Annotated in this window: 10 protein-coding genes; 7 read left to right on the top strand and 3 right to left on the bottom strand. The window is 61.0% G+C overall.

Annotated elements, in window-relative coordinates:
- Positions 1 to 27: 27 nt before the first annotated feature.
- Positions 28 to 1,089: a non-homologous end-joining DNA ligase gene (gene ligD / locus AC1D2N_RS33410; RefSeq protein ID WP_018517339.1), complete on the bottom strand. Its 1,062-nt coding sequence runs from the start codon at positions 1,087 to 1,089 to the stop codon at positions 28 to 30.
- A gap of 280 nt (positions 1,090 to 1,369) precedes the next feature.
- On the opposite strand from ligD, the gene AC1D2N_RS33405 reads away from it, so the two are divergent.
- The 3 genes from AC1D2N_RS33405 to AC1D2N_RS33395 are packed head-to-tail and all read left to right on the top strand — an operon-like array spanning position 1,370 to position 6,817.
- A complete protein-coding gene (locus tag AC1D2N_RS33405; protein ID WP_018517340.1) occupies positions 1,370 to 2,122 on the top strand; it encodes an ImuA family protein in 753 nt (250 codons plus the stop codon).
- A complete protein-coding gene (locus AC1D2N_RS33400; protein WP_018517341.1) occupies positions 2,043 to 3,554 on the top strand; it encodes a Y-family DNA polymerase in 1,512 nt (503 codons plus the stop codon). The genes AC1D2N_RS33405 and AC1D2N_RS33400 overlap by 80 nt, the downstream gene beginning before the upstream one ends.
- Positions 3,551 to 6,817, top strand: a complete 3,267-nt coding sequence (locus AC1D2N_RS33395) for an error-prone DNA polymerase (protein ID WP_130716227.1) — start codon at positions 3,551 to 3,553, stop codon at positions 6,815 to 6,817. Before AC1D2N_RS33400 ends, AC1D2N_RS33395 begins: the two co-directional genes overlap by 4 nt.
- A 76-nt stretch (positions 6,818 to 6,893) precedes the next feature.
- Here the strand turns inward: AC1D2N_RS33395 and AC1D2N_RS33390 are convergent, their stop codons facing one another.
- Positions 6,894 to 7,796, bottom strand: coding sequence for a LysR family transcriptional regulator (locus AC1D2N_RS33390; RefSeq protein WP_018517342.1), 903 nt, complete (start codon positions 7,794 to 7,796; stop codon positions 6,894 to 6,896).
- A 122-nt stretch (positions 7,797 to 7,918) separates the two neighbouring features.
- Between AC1D2N_RS33390 and AC1D2N_RS33385 the strand changes: the two genes are divergently transcribed.
- The 4 genes from AC1D2N_RS33385 to AC1D2N_RS33370 are packed head-to-tail and all read left to right on the top strand — an operon-like array spanning position 7,919 to position 11,976.
- Positions 7,919 to 8,911: an ABC transporter substrate-binding protein gene (locus tag AC1D2N_RS33385; RefSeq protein ID WP_018517343.1), complete on the top strand. Its 993-nt coding sequence runs from the start codon at positions 7,919 to 7,921 to the stop codon at positions 8,909 to 8,911.
- Between the two features lie 5 nt (positions 8,912 to 8,916).
- A complete protein-coding gene (locus AC1D2N_RS33380; protein ID WP_032990382.1) occupies positions 8,917 to 10,344 on the top strand; it encodes an amidase in 1,428 nt (475 codons plus the stop codon).
- Positions 10,341 to 11,198, top strand: coding sequence for an ABC transporter permease (locus AC1D2N_RS33375; protein ID WP_018517345.1), 858 nt, complete (start codon positions 10,341 to 10,343; stop codon positions 11,196 to 11,198). Before AC1D2N_RS33380 ends, AC1D2N_RS33375 begins: the two co-directional genes overlap by 4 nt.
- Positions 11,188 to 11,976, top strand: a complete 789-nt coding sequence (locus AC1D2N_RS33370; protein ID WP_018517346.1) for an ABC transporter ATP-binding protein — start codon at positions 11,188 to 11,190, stop codon at positions 11,974 to 11,976. Before AC1D2N_RS33375 ends, AC1D2N_RS33370 begins: the two co-directional genes overlap by 11 nt.
- Before the next feature lie 124 nt (positions 11,977 to 12,100).
- Here AC1D2N_RS33370 and AC1D2N_RS33365 read toward each other — a convergent pair.
- A partial coding sequence (locus tag AC1D2N_RS33365; RefSeq protein ID WP_477982797.1) for an NAD(P)-dependent oxidoreductase occupies positions 12,101 to 12,583 on the bottom strand: 483 nt, incomplete at its 5' end.

The following is a 12,583-nucleotide window of genomic DNA, read 5'->3' as shown; positions in this document are numbered from 1 at the left end:
ACAATCTAGCGTATGGCGCTGATTTCGCTAGTCGAGCCGGAAGACGTCGGCATTGTCCTGCCGTTCGCGCAAGCCCTTGTAGGATGGATGGCGAAGTTTCCCATCTGATGTCCAGGCGCGAAACTCGATTTCGGCAATCAGCGTCGGTTCGACCCAGACGATATCGGCACTTGCGGAATAGGGCAGGGGCGGCTGCTTTCGCTTCCAGCGCAGCTTGTCCAGCATCTTCCGCAGCCTGATGGCCTCGGCTTCCTTGAAGCCCGTGCCGACGCTTCCGACGTGGACGAGATCGGCTCCGCGATTGGCAGCAAGCACCAACGACCCGAAGCCGGCAGGCGACGCCGACCTCTCATAGCCGACAATGAAGAACGCCTCGCTCTGGACGCATTTGACTTTCACCCAATCCGCGGTCCGGCCGGAACGATAGGGCCGATCGAGGTGCTTGCCGACGATGCCTTCCAGGCCGAGGCGGCAGACATGCTCCAGCAGGACGGCTGGTTCAGTGTCGAATGTTTCCGACAGCCGGATGGCACCGTCTTTGTCACCCTTTGGGCCGTTCAACGAGTCCTCAAGGAGATGTCGGCGCGATCGGTATTCGACACCGCGCAGATCGTGTCCGTCGAAATAGATGAGATCGAAAGCGTAGAAGAAGGCCTCGGAGGCCCGGTTGCCGGCTTGTTTGCCGGATGCGCCGAGCGATTGCTGCAGCAGCCCGAAATCCGGCCGGCCCTCTTCATCAAGGACAACGGCCTCGCCATCGATGATCATCGTCGCCGGTCCGAGCGTTTGGGCGGCCTCTACGATCGCCGGAAACCGGTGCGTCCAGTCATGGCCGCGGCGGGTGAGGATCCTTATCCCTTGAGGCTCGATATGAACTGCGAGGCGATAGCCGTCCCATTTCAGCTCCCAACTCCATTCTTTCCCTTTTGGAGGATGGCTCTTCAATTGCGCCAACGCAGGTTCGACGCGGTCTGGCATCGGATCGAAAGGCAGCTGTGGCTGGGCCGGATTTCGCTTGCCTCGCGGCTTTGAGCGGATCGGAGCCTCGGTATCACGAAGGAGGGGTTTTGATCTCGGAGGCCTGGTCATGCCGACAGTTCAGCAGAAAAATCTTAAAGACACTGTGACGATGCCGACTTGTCCCCGCAATTCACACAAAGGGAGTAGCACTCGCAGGCGCTCCGAAAAAAACCTCCAGCCGCTACCCACCTGATTCTCTTGGGTATTCGTGCGATTCCTAATGTTCAGGATAATATTCCCATCCTCCGGTTGCTTGACTCTTCAAGTCGGCGGGAACAGATAGGGAACATCCGCATTTTGATCGACATGATGTCGGCCGCCAACACGACCTTTAAGGGAGCCGTGAACGATGACTGCTGCCCGTGAACGGGTGATTTCCGATCTGCGCGAGCGCATCGCTTCGCTGGAGGGCGTGTCAGCCAGAAAGGCCGGCTGTCTTTCCTTCGGTGTGCCGGAAATCGATGCAGTCCTGCCGGGAGGTGGTCTGGCCTATGGCGCCTTGCACGAATTCGCCGGTGGCGGGTCGGGCACGGTGGATGGTGCGGCGGCAGCGCTTTTCGCCGCCGGCATCGCAGCGCGCACCAAAGGCCCGATCGTCTGGTGCCTGACGCGGCCGGACCTGTTTTTTCCGGCACTCGCTGAGGTCGGCCTCCATGCCGACCGGGTGATCTTTGTCGAGTCCGACAAGGAAGAGGACGTGCTCGCCAATATGGAGGAGGGGCTGTCCTTCGGCGGCCTTGGCGCCGTCGTTGGTGAACTTGTCCGATTGCCCATGGTCGGCTCCCGCCGGCTACAGCTGGCGGCCGAGAAAACAGGGACGATGGCGCTCGCCGTCCGACGCTGGCGCAGGCAAACGGAGGCGAATGATTTCGGGCAGCCGACGGCGTCGACCACGAGGTGGCGGGTGAGCGTCATGCCGTCGGAGGAGCTGCCAGTGCCGGGTGTCGGCAGGGCCCAGTGGTTGCTGGAACTGATGCGCGTGAAAGCGGGTGAATGTGCTGAGTTTCTCGTGAGGGCGTGCGATGACAAGGGTCGTCTCGATCTATCTCCCGGATCTGCCGACGGATCGCATTCGTCGCGCCGATCCGTCTATTCCGCCTGAACAGGCGATCGCCGTGATCGCCAGGAGCGGCTCGAAACGCTGGGTAGCGGCCGCAGACACCGCCGCCCGAAAAGCTGGCGTCCATGTCGGCATGCCGGCTGCCAAAGCGCAGGCGCTGTTTCGCGGTCTGATGCTGGTCGATGCAGATCCTGCGGCGGATGCCGCAGCACTCGAACGCATTACCCTTTGGGCGCTGACGCTCTATTCTCCGATCGTCGCGGTCGATGGGATCGATGGCATTGTCATGGATACTGAAGGCGCCGATCACCTGCAGGGTGGCGAACTGCCGATGGTGACGAGGATCGCCAACCAGTTCCTGGCCAGAAAGCTCACGCCCCGCATCGCTGTCGCCGACACCTGGGGCACGGCGCATGCCTGTGCCCGTGCCATCAGCCGTGAGACGGTCATCGTGCCGATCGGCGAGACCGTGCGCGCCGTCGAGAAGCTGCCGATATCGTTGCTTCGCCTTCCCGGCGCGGTCGTCAGCGACCTTCGCACGCTCGGCTTCCAGACCATCGGCGAATTGGCCAATACGCCGCGCGCGCCGCTGACGCTTCGCTTCGGGCCGGAGATCGGCCGGCGGCTCGATCAGATGTTCGGCCGTATCTGCGAGCCGATCGATCCGATCCGTACCGCCGAGCTCGTCGAGGTCAGCCGCGTCTTTGCCGAGCCGATCGGTGCTTCCGAGACGATCAACAAATATGTCTCACGACTGGTCGTGCAACTGATCGAGGAACTGCAAAAGCGCGGTCTTGGCGTCCGGAGAGCGGATCTGATCGTCGAGAGGGTCGACGGAACGCGACAGGCGATCCGCGCCGGCACGGCAAAACCGGTGCGCGATGTCGCCTGGCTGACGAAGCTGTTTCGCGACCGGACGGAGAAGATCGAGCCCGGTTTCGGGATCGAGAAGCTGACCTTGGTCGCCGTGATGACCGAGCCGCTGGAGGAGCGCCAGAAATCCTCCTCGCTGGTCGAGGACGAGGTCACGGACGTCACGCCGCTGATCGATATCTACGGCAACCGTGGCCAGCGTGTTTATCGGGTGGCACCCGTTGCCTCCGACGTGCCCGAGCGCTCCGTCCAGCGGATCGGTCCTGCTGCCGATCCGGTCGAGGTCACCTGGGTCAGCCATTGGCGCCGGCCGGTCCGGCTGCTGGCGCATCCGGAGCTTATCGAGGCCATCGCCTTGCTGCCGGACCGCCCGCCGGTCTCCATCACCTGGCGTGGCAAGCGCCGCAAGGTCAAGCGGGCCGATGGCCCGGAACGGATTTTTGGCGAATGGTGGCAGCGCGACGCCGAGATGGAGGCGGTACGGGATTATTTCATCATCGAAGACGAGGCTGGCGAACGTCTCTGGGTCTTTCGCTCCGGGGACGGCATTGATCCCGAAACCGGAAGCCATCGCTGGTTCATGCACGGGATCTTCGCATGAGCTATGCCGAGCTGCAGGTCACCACCCATTTTTCCTTCCTGCGCGGTGCAAGCTCGGCGCAGGAACTGTTCGAGACCGCCAAGGCTCTCGGCATCCAAGCCATCGGCATCGTCGATCGCAATTCGCTGGCCGGGATTGTGCGGGCGCTCGAGGCGTCGCGCGCCACCGGTTTGCGGCTCGTCGTCGGTTGCCGGCTCGATCTGGCCGATGGCATGTCCGTGCTGGTCTATCCGACGGATCGCGCTACCTATTCGAGGCTCACCCGGCTGATTACACTCGGCAAGTCGCGCGGCGGCAAGAACAACTGCATCCTGCACTGGGACGACGTCGTCGCCTATGCGGATGGCATGATCGGCATCCTGGTGCCGGATCTGCCGGACGACGCCTGCGCGATCCAGCTGCGCAAGATGGCCGAGGTGTTTGGCGATCGCGCCTATGTGTCGCTTTGCCTGCGGCGCCGGCAGAACGATCAGCTGCGGCTGCATGAAATTTCCAATCTCGCCGCACGCTTCAAGGTGAAGACGGTCGTCACCAATGACGTCCTCTTCCATGAGCCAGGCCGCCGGCAGTTGCAGGACATCGTGACCTGCATTCGCACCCGCACGACGATCGACGATGTCGGTTTCGAGCGCGAGCGCCATGCCGATCGATACCTGAAGCCGCCGGAAGAAATGCAGCGCCTCTTTCCGCGCTACCGTGAGGCGCTCGCGCGGACGATGGAGATCGTCGCGAGAGCCAAGTTTTCGCTTGAGGAGCTCACCTATCAATATCCGGAGGAGGCGATCGTGCCGGGCAAGGACGCCCAGGCCTCGCTCGAGCACTATGTTTGGCAATGCATTCCCGATCGTTATCCAGAAGGCATGCCACCAGACGTCCTGAAGACGGTGCGCCACGAGCTCGATCTCATCCGCACCATGAAATACGCGCCTTACTTTCTGACCGTCTTCTCGATCGTGCGTTATGCGCGGTCTCAAGGTATTCTTTGCCAAGGCAGGGGGTCCGCCGCCAACAGCGCCGTCTGCTACATTCTCGGGATCACGTCGATCGATCCGGAGACGAATGATTTGCTCTTTGAGCGCTTCGTTTCCCAGGAACGCGACGAGCCGCCGGATATCGACGTCGACTTCGAGCATGAGCGCCGCGAGGAAGTCATCCAGTGGATCTACAAGACCTACACACATCAGAAGGCAGCTCTGTGCGCGACCGTGACACGCTATCGTGCGAAAGGTGCGATCCATGATGTCGGCAAGGCGCTCGGCCTGCCGGAGGATATGATCAAGGCTCTGTCATCGGGCATGTGGTCCTGGTCCGCCGATATGGTCGGCGATCGGAACCTGCGCGAACTCAACCTCAATCCCGACGACCGCCGGCTGGCGTTGACGCTGAAACTTGCGCAGCAGCTGATGGGGGCACCCCGGCATCTCGGCCAGCATCCGGGTGGATTCGTGTTGACGCATGATCGGCTCGACGATCTCGTCCCCATCGAGCCGGCGACGATGAAGGACCGGCAGATCATCGAATGGGATAAGGATGATGTCGAGGCACTGAAGTTCATGAAGGTCGACGTCCTGGCATTGGGCATGCTGACTTGCATGGCCAAGGCGTTCGATCTTATTCGCGAGCATATGGGCGAGGACCTTGATCTTTCGAAGATCGAGCAGGAGGATCCTGCGACCTATGCGATGATCCGCAAGGCCGATACGCTCGGCACCTTCCAGATCGAAAGCCGCGCGCAGATGGCGATGCTGCCGCGGCTGAAACCCCGAACCTTCTACGACCTCGTGGTGCAGGTCGCCATTGTCCGGCCCGGTCCGATCCAAGGGGATATGGTGCATCCCTATCTGCGCCGGCGCGAAGGCAAGGAGCCGGTCGAATATCCCACGCCGGAACTCGAGGCCGTGCTCGGCAAGACGCTGGGCGTGCCGCTGTTTCAAGAGTCGGCGATGAGGGTGGCGATGGTCTGCGCCGGCTTTACCGGCGGCGAGGCCGATCAGCTTCGCAAATCGATGGCCACGTTCAAGTTCACCGGCGGCGTCTCAAAGTTCAAGGAAAAGCTCGTTTCCGGCATGGTGAAGAATGGATATTCGCCGGAGTTCGCTGAAAAGACCTTCTCGCAGCTCGAAGGCTTCGGCTCCTACGGTTTTCCTGAAAGCCACGCTGCAAGCTTCGCGCTCATCGCCTATGCCTCCAGCTATGTGAAATGCCATTACGCCGACGCGTTCTGCGCGGCCTTGATCAACAGCCAACCCATGGGTTTCTATGCGGTCGCCCAGATCGTCGGTGACGCCCGCAACCACGGTGTGGAGATCCGGCCGGTCTGTATCAACCGCTCTCGCTGGGACTGCACGCTCGAGCCGGTAGTGGGTGACGAGCGCCGCCATGCCGTTCGCCTGGGGATGCGTCTGGTGCGTGGACTGGCCGCAGTCGACGCGGCACGCATCGTGGCCGCCCGTGCCGATCAGCCTTTCGATAGCGTCGATGATATGTGGCGGCGCTCCGGCGTGCCAGCGGCGTCGTTGGTCGAACTGGCGGAGGCCGATGCTTTCCTGCCATCGCTCGAACTTCAGCGACGAGACGCGCTGTGGGCGATCAAAGCTTTGCGCGACGAGCCACTGCCCCTCTTTGTTGCTGCGGCCGAGCGCGAGATGAAAACAATCGCCGAGCAGCAGGAGCCTGATGTCGAACTCCGGCAGATGACAGATGGGCACAACGTCATCCAGGACTACAGCCATACCGGTCTGACCCTGCGAGAGCACCCGATCGCCTTCCTGCGCAAGGACCTTGCCGCTCGAAGCATCGTCACCTGCGGAGAAGCCATGTTGGCTAGAGATGGCCGTTGGTTGATGACCGCAGGCCTCGTTCTCGTCCGTCAAATGCCCGGATCGGCAAAAGGCGTGATGTTTCTGACGATCGAGGATGAGACCGGTCCGGCGAACGTCGTCGTCTGGCCGAAGCTCTTCGAGCGGCGTCGGCGCATTGTATTAGGATCGAGCATGATGGCAATCAATGGCCGGATCCAGCGGGAAGGGGAGGTGGTGCACCTCATCGCCCAGCAACTGTTCGATCTGTCGGGCGACCTATCCGCCTTGGCGGATCGTGATGGGGAGTTCAAGCTGCCGACGGGCCGCGGCGACGAGTTCGCCCATGGCTCGCCGGGCGGCCAGGATTCGCGGGATCGAGTGCCGGCGGTCAAGCCGAGAGATATTTTCATTCCCGACCTTCATATAGATACGCTGAAGGTGAAGGCCAGGAATTTTCACTGAAGATCCAGTGCGATCGCTCCCTTGATGGAGAACGGCGGGTCGTTTCCTTTCAAGGCGAGCGTTGAGCGCTGCCTATTCATCCGCTGTATGCGCTCATCTGCGACTTGATATTTTCAGCAAGCCTTGCCGCAGCAGTCTCCAGTACACCTTTCGAGCGGACGACGAGGCGAAGGGATGGGATGGGGAAATAACGCTCTACGAGTGGCAGCCACATCAACGCTCCGCGCTCCATCTCCGCACTGATGTCGAAGGGGTTAAGGAAAGTGATGGCGCTGCCACTCATCGCGAACTGTTTGATGACTTCGATAGAATCGGTTTCCACCGTCGGCTGCAAGGGCAGTTCGGCAGAGGCGAAGGCATGATCCATGACGCTGCGGATCGCCATCGTGTCGGTCCCCGTCACGATCGGATACTGGATGCAGTCCGATAAGCGAAGAGCCGACTTGTGTGTAAGGGAATGGTCCGGGGAAACGACTGCTCCGATTTCCACGTCGATGGTCTGTAAAATACGAAGGCCCGGATTGGGTAGTATGTTGTAACCCAACCCAATATCACTTTCTCCCGACATGACGCGTGCAGCGATCGCCTCGGGCGACGGCTGAATCTCCACGCGCACCAGCATGCGGCTGTGTTGGCGGATGAATTCGCAGGCCAGGGCCAGGAGTGGGCCGTAGATCAATCCGCCCATGGTAGAGAGCCGGATCGTGCCTCTTTCCATTCCCTTCAGTGCGGCGATGCGGCCCATCGTCGAGCGATAATCGCGTTCCACCGCTTGTGCGTGCGCGACGAGCACCTCGCCAGCCGCTGTTAGCCGGAGTTTGCGAGGAAGACGCTCGAACAGGGGCATCCCGACTTCTTCTTCCAGGGCCAAGATCTGCCGGTTGAGCGCGGACGAGGAAATGTTGAGGTTTTCGGCGGCCTTCCGCATCGATCCGAAACGGGACACCTGTTCGAGAAACCGCAGGGTCTTTTGGTTCATCGGTTTGTCACTCTTCAGGTTTGTGGTGCAAAAACTGGGACATATATGCGCAAAAATGACGCTGTAAAGAGGACATTAGTTGACGTAGCGTGTTCGCACAACACCAAGAATGGGGAACAACAATGTCAACCAAGACCACCCGCGTCGGCGGGCTTGCAATGATGGCCGCTACGCTTCTGCTCGGCGCCAGTGGCCCTGCCGCCGCAGTCGACAAGATCCGTTTCGGTCTCGGCTGGCTGCCCGAGGCCGAGCATTGCGGCTTCTTCCAGGCCAAGGCGACGGGGCTTTACGAGAAGGCAGGCCTCGATGTGGACCTGATGGCCGGTGGACCTGGCATCAACACCGCCATGTTGGTTGCGGGCGGCGAGCAGGATCTCGGCATGGGATCAAGTTTCACCACGCTCAATATGGTCAAGCAGGGTATACCCGGCGTCACAGTCGCGGCCTTCTTCCAGAAGGATCCTCAGACCCTCGTCGCTCATGCAGGGCAGGGGGTATCCAAACTGGAGGACGTCAAAGGTCGGCCGGTGATGGTGGCCGACTTCGCCCGCGGCGAATTCTGGCAGTTCCTCAAATACCGTTTCGGTTTCACCGACGACCAGTTGCGGCCCTACACCTATAGCTCTGCGGTCTTCGTCTCCGACAAGACCGCGATCCAGCAGGGCTATGTCACGGCGGATGCCCATTACCTCGGCAACCAGCTCGACCAGCCTCCGGTGATCATGCTGCTCGCAGATCACGGCTATCTCAACTATGCGACGACCGTCTTTGGCATGAGCAGCTATATCGAGGCACATCCCGATGCCGTCAGGGCGTTCCTGAGCGCCACGGCCGAAGGCTGGAAGAGCTGCATGACTGGCGATTACACACCCGCAATGAAGCTCGCGACCTCGATCAACACCGATCCCGCCTATGGCGAGGGCCTTTGGGAGGCCTCGATCAACGAGATGCGGGACCGCCATATCGTTTCCAATGAGAGCGGCGAGGGCATTGGTGCGATGACGGATACGCGCTGGGCGGATTTTTTCGCTGACATGGTGAAGGCAGGCGTCTATCCAGCCGACCTGGAGTTCAGGAAAGCCTATACGCTCTCCTATCTTCCGGGTTCGAAGTGAACGCCATGTTTCGCGATCAGGCACAACCTGCATTCGCCGGGCTCGACCTACTATACGCTTCCGCTCTCACGCAGGCAGCGATGGTGCGTGAGGGAAGTATCTCGTCCGAGGCGCTCGTCGCGTTGGCCATCCAGCGCGCCAACGACACAGCGACGGATATCAACTGCATCGCGGTACCGCGCTATGAGCGCGCGCTGGAAGATGCCCGCCACATTGACGTCGAGATTGCCCGGAGGGCGGATCCCGGGCCGCTTTGCGGTGTGCCGGTGACCGTGAAGGATGGCATCGCCACAGTCGGCGACAGGCAGACCTTCGGATCGCTATCGATGGTGGACGTCATTGCGGAGCGAGACGATGTCGTCTGGGCGCGACTGAAGGCGGCCGGCGCTGTTCTCATCGGCAAGACTGCGACGCCGGAATTCTATCACGAAGTCACGACGCATTCCTCCCTTCACGGCGTCACCCGCAATCCTTGGTCGCTGGAGCTTACGCCGGGGGGCTCGAGCGGTGGTGCCGCAGCGGCATTGGCGGCGGGCATCGGCTCTGTTGCCGTCGGGTCCGATGGCGGCGGATCGTTACGCTGCCCCGCGGCCTGCACGGGCACTCTGGCATTGAAGCCCACCGTTGGCCGTATCCCGCATGAGAGTTTCCCAGACACCTTTGGCAACTATTCGTCGATGGGGCCGATGGCGCACTGCGTCGAGGATCTCGTGGCGACGTACGCGATCATGTCCGGCCCGACAGATGCCGATGCTCTTTCATCGCTGGCGCGTGTCGCAGACGGCAGTCGCTGTAGCGGCAATCTCGAAGGGACCAGAATCGGATGGCTCGCAAAACCGGGCGGCTATCTTGTCGAGACGGAGATAAGCGACCGCTGCAGCGCCGCACTCGGCGTTCTGGAGCGGGCGGGCGCGAGCCTGCAACCGGATCTTGAGCCGGGGCTTCTCGATGGCGCACATGCCATCTATAGGGTCATCGGAGCTGTCGGCCATGCCGGACGCCTGCGCCAGCTTGGCGCATCGGCGCGGTCGATGTGGGGTGAGACCTTCAGAAACATCGCCGACCTCGGCATGTCCTTCAGTGCCGCGGATCTCGCGCAGGCTCAAGAGGCGCGTACAGCACTGTTCCGCCGTGTGCAGTATGCGTTCCGGCATGTGGACGTGATCGCCACGCCAAGCCTTACACGGTCACCCGGGCCGGCCGCCGCGCAGTGTCCAGTCCATGGCGAAGACTATGCTGCCTGGGCCGCAGCGCTCTATCCCTTCAATCTTACCGGACACCCGGCCATATCAGTGCCGTGCGGGTTCACTTCAGAAGGCCTTCCCGTCGGCATCCAGTTGGTGGCGCGCTGGCATGATGAGGAGCGTCTGTTCGATCTAGCGGCAGCAGTTCAAGCAGCCTCACTGGGTTGGACTGAAAGGCCGAGCCTGTGACGACATCTGAACATAAAGATGCTGTGGCGCCTGTGGCCGTCATCACTGCGGACGGGGTAACCGGTTCGCTCGGCCTGGTATTCGATCGGTTCGTACCCCTGATCGCCGGCGCGATCTTCCTCGTCGTCTGGGAAGTCTTCGTGCGCTGGCGCGGTATCCCGCCTTATGTTCTCCCGGCCCCGAGCGTCATCTTCCAATCGCTGTGGACGAATGCCGGTGGACTGATGCGCGCGCTTGGAAACACCGCACTGGTGACGTTGAGCGCATTCGTGCTCGCGACGATAAGCGGGATCGCCCTCGGCATTCTGATCTCGCTCTTCCGGACGGTGGAAAAGATCATCTGGCCGTACGCTGTGGCGCTCCAGGTAACGCCCATCATCGCGATCGCGCCGTTGGTGATCATTTGGGTCGGACTATCCAGGGTTTGGCTTGCGCTGCTGATCCTGTCCTGGCTGGTTGCCTTCTTCCCGATGCTCTCGGCCACCGTCGTCGGGATGAAATCCGTCGACCGCGGGCTGCAGAATGTTTTCACCCTTTATCGCGCCACGCGTTGGGAGCGGCTCTTGCGCCTGCAATTGCCGGCGGCATTGCCCTTCATTCTGTCCGGCGCCCGGGTCTCGTCGGGACTGTCGGTCATCGGCGCCGTGGTGGCGGAATTCGTAGCCGGCAGTGGCACCTCGACTGGCCTTGCGTGGACGATCGTCCAAAGCAGCACGATGCTCGACGTCCCCCGGATGTTTGCCGCGCTCTTTCTACTTGCGGGGTTCGGGGTTGTGCTCTGGCACGCTATGAGCCGGTTGTCCTCGATCCTGCTCGGTCATTGGCACGAAAGTGAGTTGAAAGATGGGGCTTGAAGAACGCACGCGAAATGGTGCTGTCATTGCTGCCCGGCTCGAGGGCCTGACCAAGCGCTATCCGAACGGCACGCTGGCGCTCGACCGAATGGACCTTACAGTCGGCAAGGGCGAGTTTGTCAGTCTTCTCGGACCTTCCGGCTGTGGCAAGTCGACGGCTCTTTATATTCTTGCGGGTCTGGCGAGTGCCACGGCAGGTCGCGTGGAATTGGCGGGCGACGGCCGACCGCCTGTCGGCGCTGGCTCGATCGGATTCGTGTTTCAGGAACCAAGCCTCATGCCTTGGGCGACGGTCTCCGAAAATGTCGCTTTGCCACTGACCTTACGGGGTTCCGCCGTGGATCTGGCATCCGAGGCTATTCGTTGTCTCACCATGGTCGGGCTTGAGACCTTCGCCGACGCGTACCCGCGCGAACTCTCGGGTGGTATGAAGATGCGCGTCTCGATCGCCCGTGCGCTGATTACCAGGCCGCAACTCCTCCTGCTGGACGAGCCATTCGGCGCACTCGACGAAATCAACCGGGCGCGATTGCACGACGATCTTCTGCGCATCTGGAGCGAGACTGGTTGCACGATTGTTATGGTAACCCACAGCACCACGGAGAGCGTCTATCTGTCCAACCGCGTTATCGTTATGGCCGCACGACCCGGCCGCATCATTGGTTCGGTCAATGTTTCCGAGCCTTATCCGCGGACAAAGGCATTCCGCCTCCGTCCCGGTTTCTCAGATCATGTAAGGCAGGTTTCGGCGCTGTTGGACGACGCGTCTTCGGAGTGAGCCACCGGTTCGACTCCTGTCAAGAGCGTGGTTGCGACAGGAATAGTCAAGGACAACCATTCGCCCATGGTCATGCTGCCTCCCGCCGGCACTTTAGACCCTGGAAAAGGCATTCCCACCGGCGTCAGTAAACCAATCGAGCCCGTATCGTTCCTTGAATCTGGCGGAGTGCATCAAGTATATCATTTGCAGTTTGGCCAACGCCTTCGACTTCAATAACCACGTAACCCGTTTCGCCGTGCGTCTGCAGGAACTCGCCCACAATATTAATATTAAGTCCACGAGACGAAAAAACCGTATTCAGATTGTTGAGAATGCCAGGGCGATTTTCATGAACATGGATGAAACGCGTGCCGTTTGGACGTGGCGGCAGTTGAACCTGGGGAAAGTTGACAGCGCCTAGCGTCGAGCCGATGTCCGAATATTCGACAAGCTTCCTCGAGACTTCTCTTCCAATGCGTTCTTGGGCTTCTTCGGTCGACCCTCCAATATGCGGGGTCAGAATGACATTATCCAAACCTTGCAGCGGTGTTTCAAAACGCTCTTTGTTTGATGCCGGTTCCCTCGGGAATACGTCCACAGCCGCGCCTGCGAGATGTCCTTCTTT

The sequence above is a fragment of the Rhizobium sp. P1_B8 genome (assembly GCF_056406515.1).
This window is presented reverse-complemented; position numbering and strand designations above follow the sequence as displayed.